The sequence below is a fragment of the Pseudomonas sp. NPDC008258 genome (genome assembly GCF_042956345.1).
GTDB lineage: Bacteria > Pseudomonadota > Gammaproteobacteria > Pseudomonadales > Pseudomonadaceae > Aquipseudomonas.
In genome coordinates, this window is record NZ_JBIBGE010000031.1 from 31,982 (window position 1) to 57,036 (window position 25,055).

Genomic DNA, 25,055 nt, shown 5'->3' on the forward strand with positions numbered 1-25,055 from the left:
CGCTCCCACAGGTACCGCGTTAACTCAAAGCCAGCGCGGTACCTGTGGGAGCGGGCATGCCCGCGAACACCGGCGCAGCCGGTGCCATGCACCGCGTAGGATTCTTCGCGGGCACGCCCGCTCCCACAGGGTACGCGGTGCGCCCGGCATCAGTTCTCTGCGCGACAGCGCAGCCCATGGGCTGGGCAATCTCCCACAGAGTAATCGCGTCAACTTTATAGATATTGCACGAGCCAATTGTGTGGTCAGCCACCTGCTGGTGCGTTGATCTGTTTGCCTGGTTTGGCGGCCACTTCCAGCGCCTGACCGTCCCGCTGCTTGCCTTGCCGGGCGAGGCCTTCAAGCTGTGGTATCAACATACCCTCCGGTAAGTGCCGCCAGAACCGCCCGGGCATGTGCAGGCGCAGGGCATCGGGGTTGAGGCGGGCGGGGTTGAAGGTGTGGCGGTAATAGGTGCGCCATAGTTCAGCGCCAGGGTCTTCAGCATTGCGCGCCCATTGCTGCCAGTGCTTGGGGCACTGGCGTTGGTAATCGAAAACCTGGCCATCGAAGCGAATGCCATCCTGTGGCGTGGCGATCAACCAGCGCAAACGCCCCAGGCGGTCGGCAAAATGTGCGCTGGCGCTCTCCAGAATGTCATGTGCCGGTTCGTGATAGGCCACCAGATCAAGTTGCAGGCGCTCTGCCAGAGGCTCTGGCAAGGGCACGAAGCGCACAAATGCATGCAGGTGATGTGCCTCACGGGTGACTTGCTTGATGCGCCGTTGCAATTCACTGCCCAACCGGTCGCCGGCCAGCATGGCCGTGCGGTCCCCATGGGCCACCCGCCACAGCACTTCGTATAGCAGGCTCCAACGTTGCTCGCCGCAGTAACGGGCAGCCTGTTCCAACTGACTTAGCAGGGCGGCAGGTACCTTGGCGCGGAAAGGGCCTGGGCCTTCAGGGGGCGGCGCGGGCACCGCCAGCAAGTCGGCCATCGGGCCATGTGACCAGGTAACCTGCGATGGGTCGATGCCGTGCCCCAGCAACACGCGGGCCTGGTCCCGCCAGGTGGCGAAGCGGTCATCGCAGTCGAGCGCAATCATCCCCACAATCCCATTTGCACCGGCGCCTGTGGCTCGCGCAAACGCGCCCGCAACAAGCCGCTGCGCAGCTCGGCCTGTGCCGGGCGGTAATCGCTGGTGACAATGAACGGCCGCGCCTTGTCCAGCACGCAACGCAACTGGATCAGGTCGTCATAGCGGATTCGCCGTTCCCGGCGCAGCGCGACCAGGCGCTGTACGCTACGCAAACCGATACCGGGAATGCGCGCCAGCAGTGCAGGTTCGGCGCGGTTCACATCCAGCGGGAAAACGTCACGGTTGGCCAGCGCCCAGGCCAGCTTGGGGTCGATGTCCAGCGCCAGGTTGCCGCTCTGGCCAAGCAATTCGCCCGCTTTGTAGCCGTAGCCGCGCAGCAGGAAGTCGGCCTGGTACAGGCGGTGTTCGCGCAGCAACGGCGGTGCAGCCAGGGGCACGCTGCCAGGGCTGTCGGGGATCGGGCTGAAGGCGGAGTAGTACACACGCTTGAGGCCGTAGCCCCGGTACAGCGACTCGGCATTGCGCAGCAGGGTGCTGTCGTCGGTGCTGTCGGCGCCGACGATGACTTGGGTACTTTGCCCGGCAGGGGTGAAGCGCGGGGCCCTGGGTTCGTTGGCCACCGCTTGTTGGCCCTGGTGAATCACGCCCATGGCCTGGCGGATGGTATGCGCGTGTTTTTCCGGTGCCAGGCGCTTGAGGCTGGCTTCGGTGGGCAGTTCTATGTTGACGCTGAGGCGGTCGGCCAGGCGGCCGGCCTCTTCGATCAGCAGCGGGTCGGCATCAGGGATCGTCTTGAGGTGAATGTAGCCGCGGAAGTTGTGCTCTTCGCGCAGTAGCCGGGCTACACGGATCAGCTGCTCCATGGTGTAGTCCGCCGAACGGATGATGCCCGAACTGAGGAACAGGCCGCTGATGCAGTTGCGCCGATAGAAATCCAGCGTCAGGCGTACCACTTCCTCGGGGCTGAAACGCGCGCGTGGCACGTTGCTGGAACGGCGGTTGACGCAGTACTGGCAGTCGTACAGGCAGAAATTGGTCAGCAGCACCTTGAGCAGCGAAACACAGCGGCCATCGGGGGTGTAGCTGTGACAGATGCCCATGCCATTGGTAGCGCCCAGGCCATTGCCGCCGCGCGAATTGCGTTTGGGCGCGCCGCTGCTGGCGCACGATGCGTCGTACTTGGCGGCGTCGGCAAGGATGCCGAGTTTGGCGATGAGTTGCATGGGTCTGTCTCTTGGTACTGAATATTCATACAGTATTTTGAGATTCGATTGATTGCAAGTGGTTGTACGTCAACCATACCCGACTAAATCTGTCAGCTAAGCTTGTGGCTGGACTTACAGATAGCAACGAGGCGCGGAAAAGGTTATGAAAATCACCCTGAAGCCGGAGCTGGCATTGGCCGGGCTGGCCTTGGCCTTTGGCATGCTCAACGCCCAGGCCGCGGAAACCAGGAAGGTCGATGTCATGCTGGTAGGCGGCGGCATCATGAGTTCCACGCTGGCGGTCTGGCTCAACGAGCTGGAGCCGGGCTGGTCGATGGAAATGGTCGAGCGCCTGGACAAGGTCGCCGAGGAAAGCTCCAACGGCTGGAATAACGCGGGCACCGGCCACTCGGCTCTGGCGGAGCTGAACTACACGCCGGAAAAAGACGGCAAGATCGATATCAGCAAGGCCGTGGAGATCAACGAGTCTTTCCAGATCACCCGCCAGTTCCTGGCCTGGCAGGTGAAGCAGGGGGTGTTGAAGAACCCGCACTCGTTTATCAACACCACCCCGCACATGAGTTTTGTCTGGGGCGACGACAACATCCGTTTCCTGAAAAAACGCTACGACGCGCTGCAGGCCAGCCCGTTGTTCAAGCCCATGCAGTACTCCGAGGACCATGAGCAGATCCGCAAATGGGTACCGTTGATGATGGAAGGGCGAGACCCCAACCAGAAACTGGCCGTGACCTGGACGCCAATCGGCACCGACGTCAATTTTGGCGAGATTACCCGGCAGTATGTGGGCTACCTGCAGACCCGGCCGAACTTCGACCTCAAGCTGTCGACTGAGGTGCAGGACATCACCCGTAACGGCGACGGCTCCTGGCATGTCGAATACAAGAACCTCAAGGACGGCAGCAAGGCGGCCACCGACGCCAAGTTCCTGTTCATCGGCGCTGGCGGTGCAGCATTGCCGCTGTTGCAAAAGTCGGGTATCGACGAAGCCAAAGACTATGCCGGGTTCCCGGTCGGCGGGTCGTTCCTGGTCACCGACAACCCAGCCATCGCCCAGCGCCACATGGCCAAGGCCTACGGTATCGCCGCCACCGGTGCGCCGCCGATGTCAGTGCCGCACCTGGACACCCGGGTGCTCGATGGCAAGCGCATGATCCTGTTCGGGCCGTTTGCCACCTTCTCGACCAAGTTCCTCAAGCAAGGCTCGCTGCTCGACCTGCTTGCCAGCACCAGCGTACACAATGCCTGGCCAATGGTGCGGGTGGGGGTGCGCGAGTTCGACCTGGTGCAATACCTGATCGGGCAGGTGCTGCAATCCGACAATGACCGCTTCGAGGCGCTGCGCACCTACTTCCCCGAAGCGAAGAAGGAGGACTGGCGGCTGTGGCAGGCGGGCCAGCGGGTACAGATCATCAAGAAGGACGACGCATTGGGTGGCGTGCTCAAGCTCGGGACTGAAGTGGTGACGGCCAAGGACGGCAGCATCGCCGGCTTGTTGGGGGCCTCGCCGGGTGCCTCGACTGCGCCACCGATCATGCTCGATGTGTTGAACAAAGTGTTCAAGGACAAGGTGGCGTCGCCCGAGTGGCAGGCGAAGATCAAGCAGATTATCCCGTCCTACGGCACGCGCCTGAACGATCACCCCGAGCAAGTAGAGAAGGAGTGGGCGTATACCAACGAGGTGTTGCAGCTTGATCCACCTGTGAGCGCCGTTACACCTTGACGATGTCAGTTGAGGCCGGTGGGGCCTCTGTGCGGCCCTTCGCGGGCACGCCCGCTCCCACAGGTGTAGCGCTGAGCCCAGAAAAGGCGCGATTCCTGTGGGAGCGGGCGTGCCCGCGAAGGGCTGCAGAGCAGCCCCAGTAAAGCCGGCAAACCTCGCCGGACCGCGTTAAGGCGTATTCGCCCAGGCGAAGTGGTAGACGTGGCTGGGGCCAGTAGCCAGGCACTGGCCGTTGTCGGCACCGGCACCCACCACATACCACTCGGCCCGTGAAGTCTCACCTAGCCTGCGCGCCTTGTCGGCACTGAAGCAGCGGCCCAGCTCGGAGGCCGGAATCAGGGCGAAGGCGCTGGGGTTGTGGCGCAGCCAGTAGGCCGCCGCATCCGCCTTGGATTGGCCGGTAAAACCGAAGTGCACGATGGGCTGTCGGGCAAACAGCCAGTGGCCCTCGCGCCAGTTGACCAGTACCAGCTCGGCACCGCCGGTGGCGCGCGCAGCTTCGCTCATCAAGGTGTCGTGCGGGTTGCGTCCCTCCTTGAGCGGCTCGACAAAGCCACGCGCAAACCACAGGGCAAACCACACCACCGCCACGGCGGTAAATGCCTTGCGCCAGCCCGGCCGGCGCTGAAACCAGTGTTTGAGCAACCATGGCACCAGCGGGGCGATGGCCAGCACCAGGCCTGGCAAGGCCGGGAAGATGTACAGCTTGCGTTTGCCGCTGCTGAGGCTGAAAAACAGCAGCACCAGCGCTACCCAGCCGAGCAGCAGCAGAAAGCGGCCATCGTGCTTTTGCAACTGCCGGCGCCAGGCAGGCACCAGCCACGGCAGGGCCAGTATCAGCGGTAGCCAGTACTTGGGGATGACCTTGACGAAAAAGTACCAGAACGGTTCGCGATGGTCCCAGGCATTGGCATAGCGGCTGGCGGTCTGGCGCAGCAGGATTTCCTTCAGGTAGGCCAGCTCCGCCGCGCCACCGCCGTGGGCAATCGACACCAGCAGCGGCAGCAGCCACACCGCACAACCGGCCAGCAGGCACAGCAGCCCCAGGCTCCAGCGCCACCCTTGGCCAGACATGGCGACAACGCCGTGCCAGCGCTGGCGTACCGCCCAGGCATAAGGCAGCAGCATCAGCGCCGGGACAAAGCCCACGCCCTTGCTGATGATGCCCAGGCCCATGGCCGCACAGGCCAGGTAGAACCATCCCCACGCTGGCCCTAACAGCAGGTGGCGCACCATGCCGTAGATGCCCAGCGCCACCCACAGGCACAGGAAACTGTCGATCTGCCCGGTGCGCAGGATGCTGTAGCTCTGGTAAGTGGCCAGGAACAGCAAGGCGGCAATCATGCCGACACGCCGGTTCCACAGGCGCCGCCCCAGATCATGCAGCACCCAGGTAATGGTCGCCGCCGACAGCAGCCCAGGGATGTAGAGGGCGACCTTGGGCGAGCCGGTCAGCTGGCTGAACAGGGCCACGGTCCACATGAACAGCGGTGGTTTGTCGCCGTAGATTTCCCCAGCCCGGTGCGGGATGAACCAGTTGCCGCTCTGCAGCATTTCCAGGGCCACGCCCAGAAAGCGTTCTTCATCCACATTCATCGGCTGACGCCAGCCGATTCCTGCGCCTACCAGCAGCACCGCGAGGGCAATCAGGGCCAGGCGTTCGGCCCCAAGCGTCTTGAAGCTTGGCAAGGGCTATTCCTTCTGTTCCTGGTTGCGGGCGATCAGTTGCAGGTTGCGCAGGTAAACCAGAAACCCGAAGCTCTGGCCGATGATGAACACCGGGTCCTGGCGGTAGATGGCATAGGTCAGCAGCAGCGCACTGCCGAGCATGCTGAGGTACCAGAACCCTACCGGGATCACGCTGCGGCGCTTGAACTCGCTGTACAGCCACTGCAGCACGAAGCGCCCGGTGAATACCGCCTGGCCGGCGAAGCCGATGATCAGCCACAGGGTTTCGCGGGTCATCCTTCAAGCTCCTGCGGTTGGCTGCCCAGGCGGGTGCGGCGGATCAGCCACCACACCCCGAACAGGTCGACGATGCCAACCAGCGCGCGGTCCAGGTTGCCGTACTTGGACACCCCGGCATGGCGCGGCCGGTGGTTGACCGGGTGCACCAGCATGCAGCCGTTGTGGCGCAGGATCAGGGCCGGGATAAAGCGGTGCATGTGGTCGAAGTAGGGCAGGCGCAGGAAGGCGGCGCGTTCGATCAGCTTCAGCCCGCAGCCGGTGTCTGGCGTGGCGTCCTTGAGCAGGCGGCTGCGCAGCCCGTTGGCAAAGCGTGAAGCCCAGCGCTTGCTGGCGCTGTCGCGGCGGTTGACCCGGTGCCCGGCCACCAGCTTTACGCCGCCTGCCAGGTCCTGATCGGCACGCACCAGGGCCAGCATGCCGGGGATGTCGGCGGGGTCGTTCTGGCCGTCGCCGTCGAGGGTGGCCAGCCATTGACCACGGGCTGCCTGCGCGGCATGCCACAGGGCGGTACTCTGGCCCAACGATCGGTCGTGACGCAGTATGCGCAGTTGCGTGTAGCCCTGGCTTTTCAGTTGCTGCAGCACGCTCAGGGTGCGGTCGCTGCTACCGTCATCAACCACCAGTACTTCATGGTTTACGGCTGCCAGCGCGGTGCGTATTTCCATCAACAGTGACGGCAAGTTGTCGACCTCGTTCCGGGCGGGGATCAGTACCGAGAGGTCAAGTGGATCTGTCATGAGGCTACCTGTGATCTTGTTGTGATTGCGTGGCTCAAACCCGGTAGAAATCCCGGTACCAGCCAACGAAAGCGTTAACGCCGTGTTCCAGCGGCGTGCCCGGTGTGAAGCCGATCCAGCGTGCCAGTGAGCTCACATCGGCCCAGGTTTCAAGCACGTCGCCTGCTTGCAGCGGCAGGTACTCGCGCCGGGCCTTGATGCCCAATGCATCCTCCAGGCATTCGACGAAGTGCAGCAGCCGCACCGGTTGGCCGCGGCCGATGTTGAACAACTCGCAGGGCGCTTGCCCGTAGGCAGGCTGTGGCGGCTTCAGGCGCAGGCGCAGGATGCTCTCGACGATGTCGTCGATGTAGGTGAAGTCGCGCCCCATCAAACCGTTGTTGTAGATTTCGATCGGGCGGCCTTCGAGCATGGCGCGGGTGAACTTGAACAGCGCCATGTCGGGGCGGCCCCATGGGCCGTATACGGTGAAAAAACGCAAGCCGGTAGCGGGTAGCCGATACAGGTGCGCATAGCTGTGCGCCATCAGTTCATTGGCGCGCTTGCTGGCAGCGTACAGCGATACCGGCTGCTCGACCGGGTCGTCGACGCTGAATGGCAGCTTGGCGTTGGCGCCGTACACCGAGCTGCTGGAGGCGTAGATCAGGTGGCGTGGTGGTTGCTGGCGGCAGGCTTCGAGCACATTGAGAAAGCCCACCAGATTGGCCTGGCCGTACGCGCCGGGGTTGTCCAGCGAATAGCGCACCCCGGCCTGGGCTGCCAGGTGGATCACCTCGCTGAAAGCTTGCCCGCAGAACAGCTGTTGCAGGTCGGCAGCGTTGGCGATATCGAGGTGCTGGAAGCGGAAATGGGTGAAGCCGGTCAACTGCTGCAGGCGCGCCTGTTTCAGCTCGATGCTGTAGTAGGCATTGAGGTTGTCGATACCAACCACCTCGATGCCTGCCTCGCACAGGCGGCGCGCAAGGTGGAAGCCGATGAAACCGGCCACGCCGGTAATCAGTACGGGCATGCTGGCTGCACCTGGCCACGGCCGATACCGTAGTAAGTCAGGCCGGCAGCGGCCATGTGCTCGGGCTCGAACAGGTTGCGCCCGTCGAACACCACCCGGTCCGCCAGCAGTTGCGGCACCTTGTCCAGGTTGAGTACACGGTAGTCCTGCCACTCGGTGACGATCACCAGCGCGTCGGCACCCTCCAGAGCATCATCCTTGCACGGTACCAGTTGCAGGTCGGTACGCGGGCCGTAGTGCTGCTGTATCGCCTCCATCGCCTGCGGGTCATGGGCCTGTACCCGTGCGCCAGCGGCCCACAGCGCTTCCAGCAAGACCCGGCTGGAGGCCTCGCGGATGTCATTGGTGTTGGGTTTGAACGACAGCCCCCACAAGGCAAATACCTTGCCCCGCAGGCCATCGGGATAGTGCCGCTGGATCTTGCTGAACAGCCGGCCCTTCTGATGCTGGTTGACAGACTCTACCGCCCGCAGCAGTTGCGGCTCGAAGCCTTCCGCCTCGGCGCTACGGCGCAGGGCTTGCAGGTCCTTGGGGAAGCACGAGCCGCCAAAGCCGCAGCCGGCGTAGATGAAGTCGTAGCCGATGCGCGGGTCGGAACCGATGCCGCGGCGCACCATCTCGATGTCGGCCCCCAGGTGCTCGGCCAGGTTGGCGATTTCGTTGATGAAGGAGATTTTGGTCGCCAGCATGCAGTTGGCCGCGTACTTGGTCAGTTCGGCGCTGCGTGCATCCATCACCATGAGTTTTTCGCGGTTGCGGCTGAAGGGCAGGTATAGCTCACGCAGCAGTTCCACTTCTGCCGGTTCTGCGCCGCCGATGATGATGCGCTTCGGGCGCATGCAATCATCCACGGCCGAGCCTTCCTTGAGGAACTCCGGGTTGCTGATTACCTGAAAGCGACCGCTGTCGGCGACCGTTTGGGCTATGCGCGATTTGATACGGTGCACAGTGCCGACCGGTGCGGTGGATTTGTTGACGATCACCCTGGCGCCGTCAGCATGTTCGAGGATGCCGTCGACCACCGCAAAAACGTGCTTCAGGTCGGCGCTGCCATCGGCTTGTGGCGGTGTGCCGACAGCGATGAACTGCAATTTGGCGTAGTTGGCTGCTTCCCTGGCATCCGTGGTGAAGCGCAGGCGGCCGCAGGCCAGGTTTTTGTCCAGCATCGGCGCCAGGCCGGGCTCGAAGATCGGGCAATGGCCTTTGTTGAGCGCGGCGACCCGCTCGGCGTTGACGTCCATGCACAACACCGAGTGCCCCACCTGGGCCAGGCACACTGCCTGGGTGAGGCCGACATAGCCGGTACCGAAAACCGTGACCTTCATCGTTCAGCTCCTTGATAAGAAAGCTGAAAAAAAATGTCACATTGTTGTTTAGGAATTGTGACCTGTGCGGCCATCTGCTTCTTGGGCAACGGTCCATAGCTGTTGGCGGAACCAGCGTCGTAGCGGGTCGGCGTGGGTGCGTTCGTGCCAGATCTGCATCACCTCGACATCGGGCAGTGCCAGCGGCAGTGGGTACATGCGCAGGTCGTCATCGTGCTGGGTGGCTTCGATGGCCAATGAGCGCAGGCAGGTAAGCAGCAGGTCGGTGCCGCGCAGCAGGCGTGTGGGCGCGATGAAGCTCGACAGCCCTGCCACCACCCGTCGCTGCTTACCTTGGCTGTGCAGGGCGCGGTCGACCAGCCCATCGAGGTCGCCGGTGAGGGTGGTGAGCAGGTGGTCGCTGGCAAGGAAGGTGTCGAGGTCCAGGCCGTTGTCCAGGCCCGGATGGCTGCGCGAGGCCAATACTACGAAGTGCTCGCTGAGCAGGCGTTGTTGGTGGAAGGTTTCTGGCAGGTCGGTGTAGAACCCGGCAACGGCCAGGTCACAGGTGCCTTTTTCCAGGCCTTCGCGAGGTAGCTGGCCGCGGGTGTTTTGGGTGACCAGCGTCAGGTTAGGTGCGTGGCAGCGCAGGATCGGCAGCAGCCTGGGCAGCAGTGTCTGTTCCACATAGTCGGTGCTGTACATGTGCAGGCGGGCAGGGCGGCTGAGAAAATCCTGCCCTTCGCAGCGTTCATAGAACCCTTCCAGGCCCGCTACCAGGCGTTCCACCTCGGGTGCCAGTTCGTGGGCGCGCGGTGTGGGTGTCAGGCCCCTGGGGGCGCGGACGAACAGGGGGTCGCCAAACTGATGACGCAGCTTGTTGAGCTTGTGGCTGAGCGCGGGCTGGCTCAGCGCCATGCGATGGGCGGCGAGGGTGGCGTTACGTTCCTGGTACAGCACATGAAACAGGTACAGCAGGTTGAGGTCCTTGCTGATGATATTCATATTTTGGATGTCGGATATGACGGCTTTCGAATTAACGAATGATAACGGTGGAGATAGGATTCTCCCAGTTTTTGACTGACATGGAGCCACCATGCACGTAGCTATCTTTGCCACCATCACGCCCAAGTCCGAACACCGCAACGCGGTCGAGCGGGCACTGCGGGTGATGGTCGAACAAACCCGAGCTGAATCGGGCAACTTGCGCTACGACCTGTTCGTTCACGACGTCGATGAACTGACCTTTGATCTGTTCGAACTTTATGTCGACCAGGCTGCTGTCGAGGCTCATCGCCAGAGCCCCCATTACCAGACGTACCGCTCAGCCACCGCGCAATGGCTGGCAGCACCCACACAGGTGCGATTGGTCCGTCCCCTTGCTATCGCACCTTTTGCCTGATCAGGAGATAACTGCATGAACAAGATGTCCACAGTGGCGGTGGCGGTTGCCGGCGCGTTGCTCGCCGGTGGTGCCCACGCGGCGCCAAAGGGTGAGGTACTTGTGCTGCTGTCCAGCGAGCACCAGCTGCCGTTGCAGGACGGCAAACACTACGCCACCGGCTACTACCTCAACGAGTTCGGCGTGCCCGCTGACCAGTTGCTCAAGGCCGGTTACCAACTGGTGCTAGTGACGCCCAAGGGTAATGCCCCGAGTGTGGACCAGCGCTCGGTTGACCCGCAGTACTTTGCCGGTGATGCGGCCGAAATGCGCCGGATCGAACAGGTCGTGCAGGGCTTGCCGGACATTGGCGATACCCTGTCGGTGAAGGAAGTGCTGGCCAGCGACCTGGGCCGTTATGTCGGGCTGTTCATTCCTGGCGGCCACGCGCCGTTGATTGACCTGGCCAACAACCCTGACGTGGGCACCTTGTTGCGGCATTTCCACCAGGCGGGCAAACCCACTGCGGCCATCTGCCACGGCCCTATCGCCTTGCTTTCGGCGCAGCAGGACCCGGTCGGCTACCAGGCGGCACTGGCGCGTGGCGAGAAGCCGGCTGCCAATGACTGGCTGTACAAGGGCTATAAGATGACCATTTTCTCCGACCCGGAGGAGCAGGTGTTCGAAGGTTCGCTCAAGGACCAGCGCCTGTTGTTCTACCCGGCCAACGCCTTGGGAATGGCCGGTGGCGACATGGGGTACGCCAAGGCCTGGCAACCCAACGTGGTGGTGGACCGCGAACTGATCACCGGGCAGAACCCGTTCTCGGACAAGGCGCTGGCCACGGTACTGCTGGAGAAATTGGCTGAGCAGGCGAAGCGCACCGATAGGGGCAACTAAACTTACAGGTGGCCTGCGTCGGGTAGCGCTCGGCAGGCCCATACCATTCAATCGACCACCGCCTCCCCGGAGCGGACGTCCCTCGCTGGCGATGGCCTTCTTGCAGAGGAGGGCAGGTCATGGACGAGGCAAGGCTTCACGATTTCATGGGTAAGCTGGTAGGTGACATGGGCGCGGCAGCGACGCTGGCAAATGTCATTCTGGGCGACGAGCTGGGCCTGTATCGGGCCATGGCAGACAGCCAACCGACCACGCCCGAGGCGCTGGCGGCCAAGACAGGTTGCCACCCACGGCTGGTGCGCGAGTGGCTGAACGCCCAGGCGGCATCGGGCTACATGACGCATGACAAGGGCGTTTTCGTGTTGCCCGAAGAGCAGGCCATGGCGCTGGCACTGGAGGACTCCCCTGCGTACATGGCCGGCGGGGCGGCGGTGATCGCGGCGCTGTTCCATGACAAGGACAAGCTGGTTGCGGCCATGCGCGGTGACGGCGGCCTGGCCTGGGGCGACCACCACCCGTGCATGTTCAGTGGTACCGAGCGGTTCTTCCGGCCAGGGTATCGCACTTTCCTGGTAGCTGAGTGGCTGCCGGCGCTGGAGGGTGTGGTCGGCAAGCTGCAAGCCGGTGCCAAGGTGGCAGACGTGGGTTGTGGGCACGGCGCTTCGACGCTGGTGATGGCCCAGGCATTTCCTGCGTCGACGTTTGTGGGCTATGACTACCACGCTCCATCGATCACCACCGCCAACCAGCGTGCGCAAGAAGCAGGGCTGGCGCAGCGGGTGAGTTTTCAGCAAGCCAGCGCCAAGGACTACCCGGGGCATGACCATGACTTGGTGTGCTTCTTCGATTGCCTGCACGATATGGGCGACCCGGTGGGGGCAGCCAGGCATGCCTACCGTGCATTGAAGCCTGACGGTTCGGTGATGCTGGTGGAGCCTTATGCCGAGGATTCGCTGGACGGCAACCTGACACCGGTTGGGCGGTTGTTCTATGCGGCGTCTACGTTTATCTGCACGCCGAACTCGTTGTCCCAGGAGGTGGGGTTGGGGCTAGGTGCGCAGGCCGGCGAGGCGCGGTTGCGGGCGGTGTTCGAGGAGGCGGGGTTCAGCCGGTTCCGGCGGGCGACGCAAACGCCGTTCAACCTGATTCTGGAGGCCCGCAAGTAGGGGGTAATCCTGTGCTGGCCTCTTCGCGGGCACGCCCGCTCCCACAGGATTACCACAGGCCTGAAACCAACGCATTACTTGTGGGAGCGGGCGTGCCCGCGAAGAGGCCAGGCCTGTAAAAGCAGAAGGGGCGCCCTGTTGGCGCCCCCTCTGTTTTACCGCTTAGGCTTCAGCGTCCCAAGGACGATCGCCTTTTTCATCTTTCACGCGGGTCGGCAGGCCCATCACGTCCAGCGCCTTGAGGAACGGCTCGGCTGGCAGCTCCTCGACGTTGACCATGCGTTTGGCATCCCACTCGCCACGGGCAACCAGCAGGGCAGCAGCCACTGGCGGTACGCCGGCGGTGTAGGAAATGCCCTGGCTGTCGGTCTCGGCGTAGGCTTCTTCGTGGTCGGCCACGTTGTAGATGAAGACTTCGCGTGGCTGGCCATCCTTGGTGCCCTTGACCAGGTCACCAATGCAGGTCTTGCCGGTGTAGCCAGGCGCCAGCGAGGCCGGGTCTGGCAGTACGGCCTTCACCACCTTCAGCGGTACCACTTCCAGGCCTTCGGCGGTTTTTACCGGCTGCTCGCTGAGCAGGCCCAGGTTTTTCAGCACGGTGAACACGTTGATGTAGTGCTCGCCGAAGCTCATCCAGAAACGCACGTTCGGCACGTTGAGGTTCTTCGAAATCGAGTGAACTTCATCGTGACCCGTCAGGTACAGGTTTTGCGAACCTACCACGGGCAGGTCGTCGGTACGCTTGACCTCGAACATGGTGTTGCTGGTCCACTGGCTGTTCTGCCAGCTCCATACTTGCCCGGTGAACTCGCGGAAGTTGATTTCCGGGTCGAAGTTGGTGGCAAAGTACTTGCCATGCGAACCGGCATTGACATCGAGAATGTCGATCGAATCAATGCTGTCGAAATACTGCTGCTGCGCAAGTTTTGCGTAGCTGTTCACCACACCCGGGTCGAAACCGACGCCGAGAATGGCAGTGATGTTCTTTTGTTGGCACTCTTCGAGGTGTTTCCACTCGTAGTTGCCGTACCACGGCGGGGTTTCGCAGATCTTGCCCGGCTCTTCGTGGATGGCGGTGTCCAGGTAGGCAACACCGGTATCGATGCAGGCACGCAGCACCGACATGTTGAGGAAGGCGGACCCCACGTTGATCACGATCTGCGATTCGGTCTCGCGGATCAGAGCCTTGGTTGCCTCGACATCGAGGGCGTTGAGCGAGAAGGCCTGGATGTCGGCGGGTACCTTGAGGCTACCCTTGGCCTTGACGCTGTCGATGATGGCCTGGCATTTGGAGATGTTCCGTGACGCGATAGCGATACGACCCAGTTCGTCGTTATGCTGTGCGCACTTGTGGGCCACCACCTTGGCGACACCTCCTGCACCAATGATAAGAACGTTCTTCTTCAATTTACCTTTTGCTCCTTACTTGGATAGCCGGTCTTACGACAGGCTGGAAACGTAGTCTTCGAAACCGAACTCGCGAACAACCTCGACGCTGCCGTCGAGTTGCTTGACCACGATGGAAGGCATCTTCAGACCGTTGAACCAGTTTTTCTTGACCATGGTGTAGCCCGCCGTGTCGATGAACGACAGGCGATCGCCAATGGCCAACGGGCGGTCGAATTGGTACTCGCCGAAGATGTCACCGGCCAGGCACGACTTGCCGCAGACCATGTAGGTGTGCTCGCCGTCGTTGGGGGCCATCTTGGCGTTGAGGCGGTAGATCAGCAGGTCGAGCAGGTGCGCTTCGATGGAGCTGTCGACCACGGCCAGGTGCTTGCCGTTATACAGGGTGTCGAGCACGGTCACTTCCAGCGAGGCACTGTTGGTGATGGCCGCTTCGCCCGGCTCCAGGTACACCTGCACGCCGTAGGTTTGCGAGAAGGCCTTGAGGCGCGCGCAGAAGGCGTCTACCGCATAGTCTTCACCGGTGAAGTGGATGCCGCCACCCAGGCTGACCCACTCGACCTTGTGCAGCAAGTGGCCGAAGCGTTCTTCGATGTGCGTCAGCATCTTGTCGAACAGGCCGAAGTCGCCGTTCTCGCAATTGTTGTGGAACATGAAGCCGGAGATCTGCTCGATCACCCCTTCGATTTTTTCCGGGTCCCATTCGCCCAGGCGGCTGAACGGGCGGGCCGGGTCGGCCAGCAGGTAGTCGGAGCTGCTGACTTGCGGGTTGACGCGCAGGCCACGCACCTTGCCTTCGGACTGTTCGGCAAAGCGCTGCAGCTGGCCGATCGAGTTGAAGATGATCTTGTCGCAGTTCTCGAGCATCTCCTCGACCTCGTCGTCGGCCCAGGCCACGCTGTAGGCGTGGGTTTCGCCGGCGAACTTCTGGCGGCCGAGCTTGAGCTCGAACAGGGAGGACGAGGTGGTGCCGTCCATGTACTGCTGCATCAGGTCGAACACCGACCAGGTGGCGAAGCACTTGAGGGCAAGCAGCGCCTTGGCACCGGAGTGTTCACGCACGTAGGCGATCTTCTCCATGTTGCTGAGCAGCTTGGTTTTGTCGATGAGGTAGTACGGCGTCTTGATCATTTAAAGGCCCCCGGCCAGGCCGGCCAAAAAAAGGACACGCATTGTGCCTTCACTTGCCGCAGACCGAAAGGGTGCGATACGCATTTCGTCAGGGTTGACGCGGTTGCGAAGGCATTTTTCCGGTTGCGGCGGGCTCAGTAGATCAGGCGCATGTGACTATCGTAATCAGCACCGACAAGTGGCAGGCCTCAATCGGCCTGCTGCAACCACGCCTGAATCTGTTCCAGCGTTGCCGTAGCGCCGCCGCAAACCACCAGCAGCACGTTCTGGTATTGCGCCAAGGTGGCCGGTGTATAGGCCAGTGCCAACGCCGCTCCGCAGGCCGGCTCCACCAGCACGCGATGGTCCAGCAGGAACCGCTCGCAGGCCTGCAGCGCTGCGCGATCGCTGACCAGGTGGCTGTGCACCGGGTGCTGCTGTGCGCAGGCCAGCGCCTGGTTTGCGACGCGCTTTGCCCCCAGCGATGTTGCCACTGAAGCAATACGCTCCAGCTCAACCGAATGCCCCGCCTGTATGGCCGCATTCAGCGATGCTGCGCCGTTGGTTTCCACTGCCAGCACCGGTACATCAGCCCAACCATTGCGCTGCAACCCTTCGACCACGCCGCTGAGCAAGCCGCCACCGCCTACCGACAGCACCACCGCGTCGGGCTTCACGCCGGCTTGGGCCACTTCATCGATCAGGCTGGCATGCCCGGTCCACAGCAGTGGGTCGTCAAACGGGTGGATAAAGGCGTCATCCGGGCCGATGAGGGTCTGTGCCAGGGCGTTGGCTTCTTGCCAGGAGCTGCCATGCACCACCACCTTGGCGTCTTCCAGATGCAGCAATTGCTTGGCCCGCTCCGTGGTGGTTTCGGGCACTACCACGGTTACCGGCACGCCCAGCTTGCGCCCGGCGTATGCCACCGCCAGGCCGGCGTTGCCGCCCGAGGACGAGATGAACTGTTTGGCGCCGCGGGCCTGATGCACTTCGCAGGCATGGCCCACCCCGCGCAGCTTGAAGGAGCCGCAAGGTTGCAGGGCATCGAGCTTGAGCCAGACATTGCAGCCGGCGGCCAACGACAGCGGGCGCGATTCGATCAGGGGTGTGTGGATATGCAAGGTCATTGGCTGGCTCCGCGCAATTGTTCAAGGTAGTTGTAAATGGTGTAACGGGTCACGCCCAGGGCACTGGCAGCCTTCTCCACGCCGCCTTTGACGATGAACAGGCCACGCTCCTGCATGACTCGAACAGCCTCGACTTTGGCCTGTTTGTTCATTCGCCCCTGGCCGGTACGCTGCAGCGAGGCCTGGATGATTTCACTCATCAGCTGTTCCATGTCGGCAGGTTCGCTGACGGTGGGTGTGGCCCCCAATGGCTGTAACTGCTGGAGAAAACTCATGGCAGCGTCCAGGCCGGTGACGTCGGTGTTGACGCAGAGGCTGGCGAAGGGGTGGCCGGTGCTGTCGCGGAAGATGGCAGTGGCACTGCGCAGGGTGCGGCCCTTCAGCGTGGTGGGGTAGTCGGGAAGTACCACGGGCTCGCAGCCGCGCTGATCGGCCGAGGCCTGCATCAATGCCTTGAACCCTTGGTCCTGTTCCGGGGCGGCGAGAATCGGGCTGCCGACGCTACGGCCGGAAAGGTGGCCGTTGACTATCGCCACCACGGAGTGCTCCGCGTGGTCCAGGTCGTGCAGGAGGATTTCCATGTTGCGTGCGGCAACGCTACCCAGGGCCTGGATGGCAGCCTTGAGTACGGTGAGGGTGAGGTGGCGTTCTTCGCTAGGAGAGATGGGCATGGCAGATCGCATAATTCAACGTTATGTGTATTTTTACACACAACGTTGAATTATGCGATTCATGCTGCTGTTACCGGCCTCATCGCCGGCAAGCCAGCTCCCACAGGTGCTGCACAGGCCATGAGAGCGGCGCGGTCGAGGTGGCGATGGGCTGCGAAGCAGCCCCGGTACTTAGCTGAGGGCCGGGGTCCGTGGTGGGATCATGCGGCGCGAGCCGGTTGCCTCAAACGCTGCACCAAAGCTCAGCAGCGCATTATCGCTGTAAGCCCGCCCGGCAAAGGTCAGGCCCACCGGCATGCCGATATCGGCCATCACGCCCATGGGCACGGTGACGGTTGGTACGCCAAGATGACGGATTGCCAGGTTGCCGTTGGCAACCCAGATGCCGTTGCTCCAGGCGATGTCTGCCGAGGCCGGGTTGACGTCGGCATCCGCCGGGCCCACATCGGCCACGGTGGGGAACAGCACCGCATCCAGACCCAACGTGTCCATCCAGTCTTCCAGGTCCAGCTTGCGGGTCTGTTCCAGGCCGCGCAGGCCGTCAGGCAGGGTTTCGATCTGGTCCCAGGTCTTCAGCCCGCGCTTGGCCATGTTGACGTATTCGTCCATGCCGGCAGCCAGGTCGTCTTCCCGGTTGGGCAGGGTGCCTGGGTCGTGCGGGAAGATCCGTGGGCCGTCGACATCGGCCAGGCGGTTGAGCTTGGGGTCACCGTTGGCACGCAGGAAGTCGTCAAAGCCCCAACCGGACAGTTCCCACAGTTCGTCATGCAGGAATTCCTTGCTGACGATGCCACGGTTGTAAACAGTCGGGGCGCCTGGGCGGTCGCCCTCGCAGTTGGATACCAGCGGGAAGTCCACTTCCAGCACTTCGGCGCCGGCCGCTTCCAGGGCCTGGCGTGCCTGTTGCCACAAGTCGATCACGGTGGCGCGGGTGTTGATGCGCTGGCCGGTCGGGCCACCGATACCTGGCTTCTCGCTGGTGCCTGCTTCGGTGTCGGCATTGATATACATGCGCGGTACGCCAAAGCGCTTGCCCTTGAGTGCGCCGGCATCTACTGCAAGGTCCAGATACGACGCAGGGCGCACAGCCGATGCTGCCGGGATCGGCACCCAAGGCTGCAAGCGCCACAGGTCGCCGCGCTTGTCAGCGTCATCGGCTACCACCACGTCGAGGATTTCCAGCAAGTCGGCCATGGTGCGGGCGTAAGGCACCACCACGTCCATGGTCGGGGTCAGCGGCCAGTTGCCACGCACCGAAATCACGCCACGCGATGGGGTGTAGGCGCACAAGCCGTTGTTGGATGCCGGGCCACGGCCGCTGGACCAGGTTTCTTCGGCCAGGCCGAAGGCGCTGAAGCTGGCAGCGGTGGCGGTACCGGCACCGTTGGAAGAGCCCGAGGCAAAGGGCGCGGTCAGGTAATTGGCGTTGTAGGGGCTTTCGGCGCGGCCATATACGCCGCGCTGCATGCCACCGTTGGCCATGGGGGGCATGTTGGTCTTGCCCAGACACACGGCACCGGCGGCGCGCAGGCGCTCGATGGTGAAAGCGTCGCGCTGGGCGACCAGGTCCTTGAAGGCAGGGCTGCCGGAAGCAGCAGTCAGGCCTTTGACCAGGTAGCTGTCCTTGGCGGTGTAGGGGATGCCGTCCAGCGGGCTCAGTACCTGGCCATTGGCGCGGCGGGCGTCGGAGGCCTCGGCTTCTTTCAGCGCCTCTGGGTTGCGCACTACCACGGCGTTCAAGGCCGTGGCGGTGTCGGCGCCATCGTAGGCGTCGATACGCGCCAGGTAGGCCTTGACCAGCTCGACCGCCGTCGTGCGGCCCGACTCGAGCGCGTCGCGCAGCTCGGCAATGGAAACCTCGGTTACCTCGATCATGCGTTCACCAAAAAATGTGCAGGTGGGGGCTAATGCGAGGAGTGTACAAGAAGGACCTTGCGGACGCAGGTTTGCGCAGGAGCAAATGGATTCATGCAGGCGGGCATTGTTGGCCCGGCATGGTCTTCCCGCTTTGGGAAGACCGTGGCCGATCAATCCTTTTCCTGCACTTGAAGTACAGACCCTTTGTCGTCCGTAACCAGCAAACTGCTGCCTTGCGTTTGGTATTCTGCAAGCGGCATGTCTGGGCTTCGAAAGATGCTGCGGCTTTGCTTTCCAGTCAGGGTGACAAGTTGTCCGTTCTGGTAGAAATATTGCATGGTGTTGGTATTCTTTTGCATGGCGTGATGTTCCTTACAGGGTTGTGGTTGGCTGCCGCCTGGGTGTTTCACTTTCCCAGCATTTACCAACCCATGCCACTGGCAGAATTATCAGGTGCTGGTGCGCACGGTGCCTGTAGCAAGACCTTGGTTGATTAGTAACTTCCGGCAACTATCGATAGAATGCAGCGTATCCCCAACGGCCAATTGCAAATGCCTACTTTTCGTATTCTGATCGGCGCTTTGTTAGCCGCCAACCTTGCCGGCTGCGCAACGCCCGGCAACCCCACTGCCAGCAAACTGACCAAGAAGTCACCGCAGCAGTATGCCGCCTGTGTCCTGCCCAAGTGGCAAGCGCTGGCGCCCCAGGCCACACAGAAGTCAATCGCCCATGGTTATCGGCTCACGGCCCCCAGCGCAGTGGCGTCCGACGATGTGCTGGACGTAGTCGATTCTCGCGAGGGCAGCCGCGCAACGTTCTACAAAGGCAGCTTCCTGTCTGGCGACAAGTTGCGCCAGGCAGCCAGGGAATGCCTGGACTGACCTCAGTAGCCCGAGCCGCTTGAGCCGCCCATGCTGGGCAACCGGGCCTTGTGCTGAGCATTGCTCCACTCGGCGCAGGTCATGAAGGCGGTCTTGTCGACCTTGCCGGCACCGTCGAAGCTCACGCTGTAGGGTTGCCGGTTTGCGGCTTTGCTGAGCACGTAGTCATAACAGGTGCCCGGCACGACGGTGCGGTCCGACTCGGCAACAGGCTTGCCGCCGATTTGCACGACCTGGTCCTTGCTCATGCCGGTTTCGACATTGGCCACCAGTGGCAGGTCGTGATACTGCGCTGAGCTGGATGAGCAGGCAGACAGCGCCGCCAAGGCGAAGATCAGCGCGTGTAAGGGTTTGTTCATGACAATGCCTCACCCTTGATTCGCTCGGCCTTTCATCATACGCCTGTACTGCCTTACCCGCAGTAATGTGCAGCCCTGTTCCAACAACAAGGCCCGCAACGGCCACGCGTGTGCTTTTGGCCTGTTGCCGGCTGCCAGCCGGCGCATCTGCAACTTCACCAGGGCCATGTAAGCCAGCGCGGCGAATGCCTTGCGCTTCCAGCGAATCGACTGCAGTGCAGCGGTGGCCGCAGGTTCCCCTCGCTGCCAGCGCCGGGGCAGGGTGGGCTCCACGGCCAGGGCCGTGGCAATGCCGGCCATTGCCACACCACTGCCCAGTACCTGCTCGACCACCGGCAGGCGGCGAATGCCCCCGGTGACCATCACCGGCATGGTCGCGATGCGCGCAATTTCCTGGGCAAACTCCAGGAAGTAAGCCTCGCGAGCCAGGGTGCGGCCGTCTCGCGCATCGCCTTGCATCGCGGGGGCCTCGTAACTGCCGCCCGAAAGCTCCACCAGGTCCACCGGCAATTCATTCAGCCACAGCACCACCTGGCGGGCATCGGCAGGTTCGAAGCCGCCGCGTTGGAAGTCTGCCGAATTCAGCTTTACGGCCACGCTGAAGCCGGGCGAAACCACTTCGCGCACGGCTTTCACCACTTCCAGCAACAGCCGCGCACGGTTTTCCAGGCTGCCACCCCATCGGTCCTGACGCTGGTTGCTCAACGGCGACAGAAACTGGCTCAGCAGATACCCGTGGGCGGCGTGGATCTGCACACCGTTGAAACCCGCTTCTTCGGCCAGTGCTGCGGTGCGGGCGAAGCGCTGGATCACTGCGGCGATCTCGGCTTCATCCAGTGGCTTGGGCACCGGAAACAGCCTGGACAGGCCGCCCATGTCCAGGGCGACAGCCGAAGGTGCCACGGTGGGCTGGCCCAGGTTGGCCTGCATCTGCCGCCCGGGGTGGTTGATCTGCATCCAGAACTGCGCGCCATGGGCGCGACCGGTGCGGGCCCAGTCGCGAAAGGGTTGTAGCGGCTGGCTGTCGTCCAGCATCACGCCGCCGGGGCCAGTCATTGCACCGGGGTCAATCATCACGTTGCCTGTCAGCAACAACCCGGCACCGCCTTCGGCCCAAGCCTGGTACAGGCGCAGCAACTTGTCGGAAGGGGTCTGGTCCGCGTTGGCCAGGTTTTCTTCCATCGCGGCCTTGGCGATGCGGTTGGGAATGATGCTGCCGTTGGGCAGGTGCAGGTGCAGGGGCTGGAATGGCGTCATGGCGATCTCCGAGATGGCTACCACGCATCGATTTGCGCAGGCGTGGGCTAGGCTTTGTGCGCAAAGTGCCTGCGCGACGATCATGCTGCGTTGAAAACAGGCTCGGAATGCTCATTTGCAACCAGCAAAGTCGGGCGCGACCCCGGCCGTTCCTCGCCTGTTTTCGCCTTGCCTGATCGCCGCTCGGCGACTTTTCGTACAAACCCTAGGTTCCCGAGAAGGCTAAGGTTAAAGTCAACTTTAAGGTCAATAGGGGAATGATGCCGAAATGAAAATTGGTGAACTGGCGCGACGTACGGGGCTCAGTGCATCGCGCATCCGCTTTTATGAAGCCAGCGGGTTGATTGCCGCCCGGCGCCTGGGTAATGGATACCGGGATTACCCGGAGCAGGTAGTTCGGGCGCTGGAGATCATCACCTGTGGCCAGCAGGCCGGGTTCAGCCTTGAGGAAATGCGCGAACTGGGCGACACCTCAGGGGCAACGGCGGCGGGCCACGGCCAGTTGTTGGCGAGCCTCAAGCGCAAGGTGACGGAGATCGAAGCCCTGCAACAGCGCCTGGCGCAGAACCGCGCCCAGTTGCTGGCGGTTATTGCGGGTATCGAAGGCAAGCCACAAGGGATGGATTGCGAAACGAATGCCCAGCGTCTGCTTGCCGATTGGCAAACGGGTAATGGTTAACTTGCCAACCATAGGCATCAAGCTGGCTCATGAATAAAGCCGTCTGTCGTGTCGGCAGCGGTAACCTCTATTCCTCACGCAAAGTAGGGGAACTACCCTTGGTACAGGTGGTCCATGAGGGCTGCATAGCAGCCTGAACCCCGCCAATCATGGACTCGGCGGTCGACTACTGTTCAGTTGGGTAAAGTTAGGTAAAAGCGGCCACGGCACATACACGGATCAGTATTGTGGTTTGTACTGTCCAGTTATAGATGCCATTGATGAACACACTTCCGTCGCAGCCAAGCGCTGAACGCGGGGCGTTCTCCAGTTTCGAGGCGTGTCGCAATACCCGTCAGGGCCCCGTGGTGATTCTTGCCTCCGGCGCCTCTGCCAAGCATTTCCCGCTGGGCGAGTTCGCGCATTTGCCCATCATCGCCATGAACGGCTCGGTCGCCATGACTGCCGAACATGGCATCAAGCCTTTCTTCTACGTATGCACGGACAAAAGCTTCCGCCAGCAACAGCCGGCCCTGTTCGCCACCGCCCTGCGCGACAGCGAACGCCTGGCGCTCTGGCCCGAGCAATATGCCGGTGCCAATGTGCCAGCCAGCACCGAGCGCTACGCCCTGCGCAAGGCCGACACCCCAGGCCTGCTGGACGGTTTGCGAGGCCACGGTGACAACTGCGTCTGCAACCGGGCACTGTGGAGCAAACGGACCCGGTCGATCGCCTTCAGCAAAGACCTGGCATACGGGTTCTTTGATGCCCGGACTGTGGCCTATGTGGCGCTGCAACTGGCGTATCACCTGGGTTTTGAAGAAGTGTTGCTGGTCGGTGTAGACCTGGACCAGACCGTGGGGCGTTTCTACGAAAATGGCCAGGGCCCGTATTCGCCATGCGGGCTCGACCAGCACTGGGACAGCCGCATCCTGCCGTCGCTGACGCTGATGGCACGGGAGGTGGTGAACGAGCACTTCCACGTCTACAACCTGTCGGCCAACTCGCGCATACCCGCCGAGTTGATCCCCAAGGTCAACCTGAACGAGGCGCGGCAGATTGCCGGTTGTGCAATTACCTGAGCAAGAAAGCGGGTGCGTGCAGGGCTGTAGATGCGTACAGTACGCCCATCGCAAACAGGCAGGTAAACGCATATGTCCAGCGCATTCACCCTCATGCAGTCCCCCGTCGGCACCTTGACCCTGGTGGCCCGTGGCGAGTGCCTGGCCGCCGTATTGTGGGAAGAAGAACGGGAAAACCGCGTGCGCCTCGGCGCCTTGCACCGCGATGACCAGTGCCCGGTGCTGCGGGAAACCGCTCGGCAACTCGGCGAGTATTTTGCCGGTAAACGCCAGTGTTTCGAGCTGGCGCTGGACTTTGCCGGCACCGCGTTTCAGCGTCAGGTATGGGCCGCGTTGCTGGCGATACCGTTTGGTGAAACCCGCAGCTACAGCGACATTGCCCGGCAAATCGGCAACCCCAATGCAGTGCGGGCGGTAGGCGCCGCCAACGGCCGCAACCCGATCTCCATCATCGCCCCGTGCCACCGCGTGATCGGCGCTTCGGGCAGCCTTACCGGGTTTGCCGGCGGCCTGGCGGCCAAGCAGTACTTGCTGGCGCTGGAAGGTCGGCAGAGCCTGGCACTGGACCTGTAAGGCGTCAGGTGAACCAGCTGGCGAGCAGGCAGGCCAGTATGGCCACCGCCGACCCGGCCATCAGGGTGTAGTGCCGGTGGGCCCTGCGTGCATGGGGCCTGACCTCGCGCAGGTACTCGCCGGGTGTCGGCGCATCGGGCCGATGGCGCAACCCTTCGGCCACATCGGCAAGCTGGCCCTGAACCAGCAAGCCGACCAGGTAGTACGTGCCGCTGTAGCTCACCAGCGCGATAAGCACATAGATCATGCCGATTGCGGGTCCAAGGGCAGGGCGATTGCGCTGGCGTTGCCAGTGTCCAGCAGGATCAGCCCTTCACTGTGGTCATCCAGGCTGGCCAGCAAGCGCCCTTGGCCGTCCCATGCCGCCGAACCCCCGGCACCGATGAAGGTGTCGGCCGGGCCCACGCAGTTGGCCATCAACACCGGCATGCCCAGCTCGCGCGCTACATCAGGGTAATGCACGTACCCCTCGCGGATGCCCTTGGCGGTTTTCGCCACGCTGACCAGGTACAGGTCGGCGCCAAGCTCGCGGGCAGCGGCCGCGTGCGCCATGAACATGGATTCGTAGCAGATTGCCGGTGCCACCCGGTGCTCACCCACCTGCAGCAACACTGCCTGGTCGCCCGGGATGAAATACGGCAACTCGTCTTCATGCAGGCGCCGTTTGGCATAGGCCTGGCGGGCAGCCATGGGGCTGAGAATCGGCATGCCGATGCGAATGCCCTCGGGTGTCGGCAACGGCAGGCCTGCGGCCACGGTGATACCCAGCCGGTCACAGGCCGCTTGCAGTGGGTCCAGCCGTGCAGAGCTGACCGGCAGGGCGGTCTGGCGTGCCAGGGTAGGCTCATAGCCCGTCAGCGAAAGTTCGGGGAATACCACCAGCTCGGCGCCAAGGGCCGCGGCTTGCTCGATGCAGGCCAGGTGGCGCTGGAGGTTGCCTGGCACATCGCCCTTGAGCGACGCCAGTTGTACGGCGCACAGTTTCATCTAAACCCTTCCCTGGTACAGGTTGAAGGGCCGAGCATACTACCGGCACCAACGCCTGTACCAGTGAAGGGTTTTTCAGGTTGCCGGGTGCGGGGCGAAGCGCTGGCGGAACCAGTCGTTGAGCATGGCTTTCTCGGCATACAGGCGGTCGCTGCTGCTGGCGACCCTGCCCGGGCGGCTGAGGTACATCTTGTCGCTGACCCGCTCCTGCGCTTGCTGGGCGGGCTTGCCCGGTTGGCTGAGGGTGTAGGTCAGGTCGATGGTTGGCCAGGTGATCTCGCGCATGAAGCGCACATCGTAGGCCTGGCTGTGCCAGGGCTCGAAGCGCCCGGCCAGGTCGATATCGCGGATGTCAATGACCAGCTGCTGGCCCGGTTGCAGGTAACGCTGGCCGAGTTTCTGCAGGTACTGGGTGAGGGTTTTCATTACATAGTCATCGGCGCCACGCTCGTAGCCATGGTTGTCCAGGCTGGCATCGCGGAATTTTTCCGGGTGGTCGAAACGCACCTCGACCTGCGCGGCCGGGGTACCTTGTGCCATGCTGTCCAGTGACAGCGCCATGAGCACGGCACACACAAGGGCGGTACGCATGATGC

The 25,055-nt window shown here is 62.7% G+C and carries 27 protein-coding genes; 8 read left to right on the forward strand and 19 right to left on the reverse strand.

The window, feature by feature from the left end:
* Nucleotides 1-245: 245 nt before the first annotated feature.
* Nucleotides 246-1,091, reverse strand: a complete 846-nt coding sequence (locus ACFY9W_RS22385) for a TIGR03915 family putative DNA repair protein (RefSeq protein WP_391134849.1) — start codon at nucleotides 1,089-1,091, stop codon at nucleotides 246-248.
* The gene (locus ACFY9W_RS22390) at nucleotides 1,082-2,302 is read right to left on the reverse strand and encodes a putative DNA modification/repair radical SAM protein (protein ID WP_391134851.1); all 1,221 of its coding nucleotides are present in this window, start codon (nucleotides 2,300-2,302) and stop codon (nucleotides 1,082-1,084) included. The genes ACFY9W_RS22385 and ACFY9W_RS22390 overlap by 10 nt, the downstream gene beginning before the upstream one ends.
* A 145-nt stretch (nucleotides 2,303-2,447) precedes the next feature.
* On the opposite strand from ACFY9W_RS22390, the gene mqo reads away from it, so the two are divergent.
* Nucleotides 2,448-4,025, forward strand: a complete 1,578-nt coding sequence (mqo, locus tag ACFY9W_RS22395) for a malate dehydrogenase (quinone) (protein ID WP_391134854.1) — start codon at nucleotides 2,448-2,450, stop codon at nucleotides 4,023-4,025.
* A gap of 168 nt (nucleotides 4,026-4,193) precedes the next feature.
* On the opposite strand, the gene ACFY9W_RS22400 is transcribed toward mqo, so the two are convergent.
* The 6 genes from ACFY9W_RS22400 to ACFY9W_RS22425 are packed head-to-tail and all read right to left on the reverse strand — an operon-like array spanning nucleotide 4,194 to nucleotide 10,048.
* Nucleotides 4,194-5,714: a glycosyltransferase family 39 protein gene (locus ACFY9W_RS22400; RefSeq protein WP_391134857.1), complete on the reverse strand. Its 1,521-nt coding sequence runs from the start codon at nucleotides 5,712-5,714 to the stop codon at nucleotides 4,194-4,196.
* Nucleotides 5,715-5,717: 3 nt separating this feature from the next.
* Nucleotides 5,718-5,990, reverse strand: coding sequence for a lipid-A-disaccharide synthase N-terminal domain-containing protein (locus ACFY9W_RS22405; protein ID WP_043204254.1), 273 nt, complete (start codon nucleotides 5,988-5,990; stop codon nucleotides 5,718-5,720).
* Nucleotides 5,987-6,730 carry a glycosyltransferase gene (locus tag ACFY9W_RS22410; protein ID WP_391134860.1) on the reverse strand — a complete coding sequence of 248 codons (744 nt, stop codon included), beginning with the start codon at nucleotides 6,728-6,730 and terminating at the stop codon, nucleotides 5,987-5,989. The genes ACFY9W_RS22405 and ACFY9W_RS22410 overlap by 4 nt, the downstream gene beginning before the upstream one ends.
* 34 nt (nucleotides 6,731-6,764) lie before the next feature.
* Nucleotides 6,765-7,739 carry an NAD-dependent epimerase/dehydratase family protein gene (locus tag ACFY9W_RS22415; protein ID WP_391134863.1) on the reverse strand — a complete coding sequence of 325 codons (975 nt, stop codon included), beginning with the start codon at nucleotides 7,737-7,739 and terminating at the stop codon, nucleotides 6,765-6,767.
* Entirely contained in the window at nucleotides 7,727-9,064 is a 1,338-nt protein-coding gene (locus ACFY9W_RS22420; protein WP_391134866.1) for a nucleotide sugar dehydrogenase, read from the reverse strand. Before ACFY9W_RS22420 ends, ACFY9W_RS22415 begins: the two co-directional genes overlap by 13 nt.
* 48 nt (nucleotides 9,065-9,112) lie before the next feature.
* The gene (locus ACFY9W_RS22425; RefSeq protein WP_391134869.1) at nucleotides 9,113-10,048 is read right to left on the reverse strand and encodes a LysR substrate-binding domain-containing protein; all 936 of its coding nucleotides are present in this window, start codon (nucleotides 10,046-10,048) and stop codon (nucleotides 9,113-9,115) included.
* Nucleotides 10,049-10,139: 91 nt separating this feature from the next.
* On the opposite strand from ACFY9W_RS22425, the gene ACFY9W_RS22430 reads away from it, so the two are divergent.
* The 3 genes from ACFY9W_RS22430 (at nucleotide 10,140) to ACFY9W_RS22440 (ending at nucleotide 12,490) form a co-directional block, all read left to right on the forward strand.
* Complete coding sequence (locus ACFY9W_RS22430; RefSeq protein ID WP_391134872.1) at nucleotides 10,140-10,445, forward strand: antibiotic biosynthesis monooxygenase; 306 nt, start codon at nucleotides 10,140-10,142, stop codon at nucleotides 10,443-10,445.
* 15 nt (nucleotides 10,446-10,460) lie between these two features.
* Entirely contained in the window at nucleotides 10,461-11,324 is an 864-nt protein-coding gene (locus ACFY9W_RS22435) for a DJ-1/PfpI family protein (protein ID WP_391134875.1), read from the forward strand.
* Between the two features lie 119 nt (nucleotides 11,325-11,443).
* Nucleotides 11,444-12,490, forward strand: a complete 1,047-nt coding sequence (locus tag ACFY9W_RS22440; RefSeq protein ID WP_391134878.1) for a methyltransferase domain-containing protein — start codon at nucleotides 11,444-11,446, stop codon at nucleotides 12,488-12,490.
* Nucleotides 12,491-12,652: 162 nt separating this feature from the next.
* On the opposite strand, the gene ACFY9W_RS22445 is transcribed toward ACFY9W_RS22440, so the two are convergent.
* From ACFY9W_RS22445 to ACFY9W_RS22470, 6 genes are all read right to left on the reverse strand, one after another.
* Nucleotides 12,653-13,897 carry a saccharopine dehydrogenase family protein gene (locus ACFY9W_RS22445; RefSeq protein WP_016394970.1) on the reverse strand — a complete coding sequence of 415 codons (1,245 nt, stop codon included), beginning with the start codon at nucleotides 13,895-13,897 and terminating at the stop codon, nucleotides 12,653-12,655.
* Between the two features lie 33 nt (nucleotides 13,898-13,930).
* Entirely contained in the window at nucleotides 13,931-15,028 is a 1,098-nt protein-coding gene (locus ACFY9W_RS22450; protein WP_391134880.1) for a carboxynorspermidine decarboxylase, read from the reverse strand.
* 188 nt (nucleotides 15,029-15,216) lie between these two features.
* Nucleotides 15,217-16,134, reverse strand: coding sequence for a pyridoxal-phosphate dependent enzyme (locus ACFY9W_RS22455; protein WP_391134883.1), 918 nt, complete (start codon nucleotides 16,132-16,134; stop codon nucleotides 15,217-15,219).
* Nucleotides 16,131-16,805 carry a PAS domain-containing protein gene (locus ACFY9W_RS22460; RefSeq protein WP_391134886.1) on the reverse strand — a complete coding sequence of 225 codons (675 nt, stop codon included), beginning with the start codon at nucleotides 16,803-16,805 and terminating at the stop codon, nucleotides 16,131-16,133. Before ACFY9W_RS22460 ends, ACFY9W_RS22455 begins: the two co-directional genes overlap by 4 nt.
* Before the next feature lie 171 nt (nucleotides 16,806-16,976).
* On the reverse strand, nucleotides 16,977-18,680 hold the full coding sequence (locus ACFY9W_RS22465; protein WP_391134889.1) for an amidase: 1,704 nt from the start codon (nucleotides 18,678-18,680) through the stop codon (nucleotides 16,977-16,979).
* Between the two features lie 152 nt (nucleotides 18,681-18,832).
* Nucleotides 18,833-19,021, reverse strand: a complete 189-nt coding sequence (locus tag ACFY9W_RS22470) for a hypothetical protein (protein WP_391134892.1) — start codon at nucleotides 19,019-19,021, stop codon at nucleotides 18,833-18,835.
* A gap of 162 nt (nucleotides 19,022-19,183) precedes the next feature.
* Between ACFY9W_RS22470 and ACFY9W_RS22475 the strand changes: the two genes are divergently transcribed.
* Nucleotides 19,184-19,543, forward strand: a complete 360-nt coding sequence (locus ACFY9W_RS22475; RefSeq protein WP_391134895.1) for a hypothetical protein — start codon at nucleotides 19,184-19,186, stop codon at nucleotides 19,541-19,543.
* A gap of 2 nt (nucleotides 19,544-19,545) precedes the next feature.
* On the opposite strand, the gene osmE is transcribed toward ACFY9W_RS22475, so the two are convergent.
* Both osmE and ACFY9W_RS22485 read right to left on the reverse strand, forming a co-directional pair.
* On the reverse strand, nucleotides 19,546-19,902 hold the full coding sequence (gene osmE, locus ACFY9W_RS22480) for an osmotically-inducible lipoprotein OsmE (protein ID WP_391134898.1): 357 nt from the start codon (nucleotides 19,900-19,902) through the stop codon (nucleotides 19,546-19,548).
* 9 nt (nucleotides 19,903-19,911) lie between these two features.
* The gene (locus ACFY9W_RS22485; protein ID WP_391134901.1) at nucleotides 19,912-21,159 is read right to left on the reverse strand and encodes an NADH:flavin oxidoreductase/NADH oxidase family protein; all 1,248 of its coding nucleotides are present in this window, start codon (nucleotides 21,157-21,159) and stop codon (nucleotides 19,912-19,914) included.
* A gap of 268 nt (nucleotides 21,160-21,427) precedes the next feature.
* Here ACFY9W_RS22485 and ACFY9W_RS22490 point away from each other — a divergent pair, with 268 nt between their 5' ends.
* From ACFY9W_RS22490 to ACFY9W_RS22500, 3 genes are all read left to right on the forward strand, one after another.
* Nucleotides 21,428-21,838 carry a MerR family transcriptional regulator gene (locus ACFY9W_RS22490; protein ID WP_391134904.1) on the forward strand — a complete coding sequence of 137 codons (411 nt, stop codon included), beginning with the start codon at nucleotides 21,428-21,430 and terminating at the stop codon, nucleotides 21,836-21,838.
* A 260-nt stretch (nucleotides 21,839-22,098) separates the two neighbouring features.
* Entirely contained in the window at nucleotides 22,099-22,899 is an 801-nt protein-coding gene (locus ACFY9W_RS22495) for a lipopolysaccharide biosynthesis protein (RefSeq protein WP_391134907.1), read from the forward strand.
* Nucleotides 22,900-22,971: 72 nt separating this feature from the next.
* Nucleotides 22,972-23,472, forward strand: coding sequence for a methylated-DNA--[protein]-cysteine S-methyltransferase (locus ACFY9W_RS22500; protein WP_391134910.1), 501 nt, complete (start codon nucleotides 22,972-22,974; stop codon nucleotides 23,470-23,472).
* A 4-nt stretch (nucleotides 23,473-23,476) separates the two neighbouring features.
* Here ACFY9W_RS22500 and ACFY9W_RS22505 read toward each other — a convergent pair whose 3' ends face one another.
* The 3 genes from ACFY9W_RS22505 to ACFY9W_RS22515 all read right to left on the reverse strand — a co-directional run bounded on the left by ACFY9W_RS22505 (nucleotide 23,477) and on the right by ACFY9W_RS22515 (nucleotide 25,050).
* Nucleotides 23,477-23,719, reverse strand: a complete 243-nt coding sequence (locus ACFY9W_RS22505) for a hypothetical protein (RefSeq protein WP_391134913.1) — start codon at nucleotides 23,717-23,719, stop codon at nucleotides 23,477-23,479.
* On the reverse strand, nucleotides 23,716-24,459 hold the full coding sequence (locus tag ACFY9W_RS22510) for a nitrilase-related carbon-nitrogen hydrolase (protein ID WP_391134916.1): 744 nt from the start codon (nucleotides 24,457-24,459) through the stop codon (nucleotides 23,716-23,718). The genes ACFY9W_RS22505 and ACFY9W_RS22510 overlap by 4 nt, the downstream gene beginning before the upstream one ends.
* Nucleotides 24,460-24,534: 75 nt before the next feature.
* Nucleotides 24,535-25,050 carry a DUF3016 domain-containing protein gene (locus ACFY9W_RS22515; RefSeq protein WP_391134919.1) on the reverse strand — a complete coding sequence of 172 codons (516 nt, stop codon included), beginning with the start codon at nucleotides 25,048-25,050 and terminating at the stop codon, nucleotides 24,535-24,537.
* Nucleotides 25,051-25,055: the final 5 nt, after the last annotated feature.

What these genes read in the sequence shown, in the direction of transcription:
- ACFY9W_RS22390 (WP_391134851.1), bottom strand. Translation starts at nt 2,302, where the DNA reads ATGCAACTCATCGCCAAACTCGGCATCCTTGCCGACGCCGCCAAGTAC.
- mqo (WP_391134854.1), top strand. Translation starts at nt 2,448, where the DNA reads ATGAAAATCACCCTGAAGCCGGAGCTGGCATTGGCCGGGCTGGCCTTG.
- ACFY9W_RS22405 (WP_043204254.1), bottom strand. Translation starts at nt 5,990, where the DNA reads ATGACCCGCGAAACCCTGTGGCTGATCATCGGCTTCGCCGGCCAGGCG.
- ACFY9W_RS22410 (WP_391134860.1), bottom strand. Translation starts at nt 6,730, where the DNA reads ATGACAGATCCACTTGACCTCTCGGTACTGATCCCCGCCCGGAACGAG.
- ACFY9W_RS22415 (WP_391134863.1), bottom strand. Translation starts at nt 7,739, where the DNA reads ATGCCCGTACTGATTACCGGCGTGGCCGGTTTCATCGGCTTCCACCTT.
- ACFY9W_RS22420 (WP_391134866.1), bottom strand. Translation starts at nt 9,064, where the DNA reads ATGAAGGTCACGGTTTTCGGTACCGGCTATGTCGGCCTCACCCAGGCA.
- ACFY9W_RS22425 (WP_391134869.1), bottom strand. Translation starts at nt 10,048, where the DNA reads ATGAATATCATCAGCAAGGACCTCAACCTGCTGTACCTGTTTCATGTG.
- ACFY9W_RS22430 (WP_391134872.1), top strand. Translation starts at nt 10,140, where the DNA reads ATGCACGTAGCTATCTTTGCCACCATCACGCCCAAGTCCGAACACCGC.
- ACFY9W_RS22435 (WP_391134875.1), top strand. Translation starts at nt 10,461, where the DNA reads ATGAACAAGATGTCCACAGTGGCGGTGGCGGTTGCCGGCGCGTTGCTC.
- ACFY9W_RS22440 (WP_391134878.1), top strand. Translation starts at nt 11,444, where the DNA reads ATGGACGAGGCAAGGCTTCACGATTTCATGGGTAAGCTGGTAGGTGAC.
- ACFY9W_RS22450 (WP_391134880.1), bottom strand. Translation starts at nt 15,028, where the DNA reads ATGATCAAGACGCCGTACTACCTCATCGACAAAACCAAGCTGCTCAGC.
- ACFY9W_RS22455 (WP_391134883.1), bottom strand. Translation starts at nt 16,134, where the DNA reads ATGACCTTGCATATCCACACACCCCTGATCGAATCGCGCCCGCTGTCG.
- ACFY9W_RS22460 (WP_391134886.1), bottom strand. Translation starts at nt 16,805, where the DNA reads ATGCCCATCTCTCCTAGCGAAGAACGCCACCTCACCCTCACCGTACTC.
- ACFY9W_RS22465 (WP_391134889.1), bottom strand. Translation starts at nt 18,680, where the DNA reads ATGATCGAGGTAACCGAGGTTTCCATTGCCGAGCTGCGCGACGCGCTC.
- ACFY9W_RS22470 (WP_391134892.1), bottom strand. Translation starts at nt 19,021, where the DNA reads ATGCAAAAGAATACCAACACCATGCAATATTTCTACCAGAACGGACAA.
- ACFY9W_RS22475 (WP_391134895.1), top strand. Translation starts at nt 19,184, where the DNA reads ATGCAGCGTATCCCCAACGGCCAATTGCAAATGCCTACTTTTCGTATT.
- osmE (WP_391134898.1), bottom strand. Translation starts at nt 19,902, where the DNA reads ATGAACAAACCCTTACACGCGCTGATCTTCGCCTTGGCGGCGCTGTCT.
- ACFY9W_RS22485 (WP_391134901.1), bottom strand. Translation starts at nt 21,159, where the DNA reads ATGACGCCATTCCAGCCCCTGCACCTGCACCTGCCCAACGGCAGCATC.
- ACFY9W_RS22490 (WP_391134904.1), top strand. Translation starts at nt 21,428, where the DNA reads ATGAAAATTGGTGAACTGGCGCGACGTACGGGGCTCAGTGCATCGCGC.
- ACFY9W_RS22495 (WP_391134907.1), top strand. Translation starts at nt 22,099, where the DNA reads ATGAACACACTTCCGTCGCAGCCAAGCGCTGAACGCGGGGCGTTCTCC.
- ACFY9W_RS22500 (WP_391134910.1), top strand. Translation starts at nt 22,972, where the DNA reads ATGTCCAGCGCATTCACCCTCATGCAGTCCCCCGTCGGCACCTTGACC.
- ACFY9W_RS22505 (WP_391134913.1), bottom strand. Translation starts at nt 23,719, where the DNA reads ATGATCTATGTGCTTATCGCGCTGGTGAGCTACAGCGGCACGTACTAC.
- ACFY9W_RS22510 (WP_391134916.1), bottom strand. Translation starts at nt 24,459, where the DNA reads ATGAAACTGTGCGCCGTACAACTGGCGTCGCTCAAGGGCGATGTGCCA.
- ACFY9W_RS22515 (WP_391134919.1), bottom strand. Translation starts at nt 25,050, where the DNA reads ATGCGTACCGCCCTTGTGTGTGCCGTGCTCATGGCGCTGTCACTGGAC.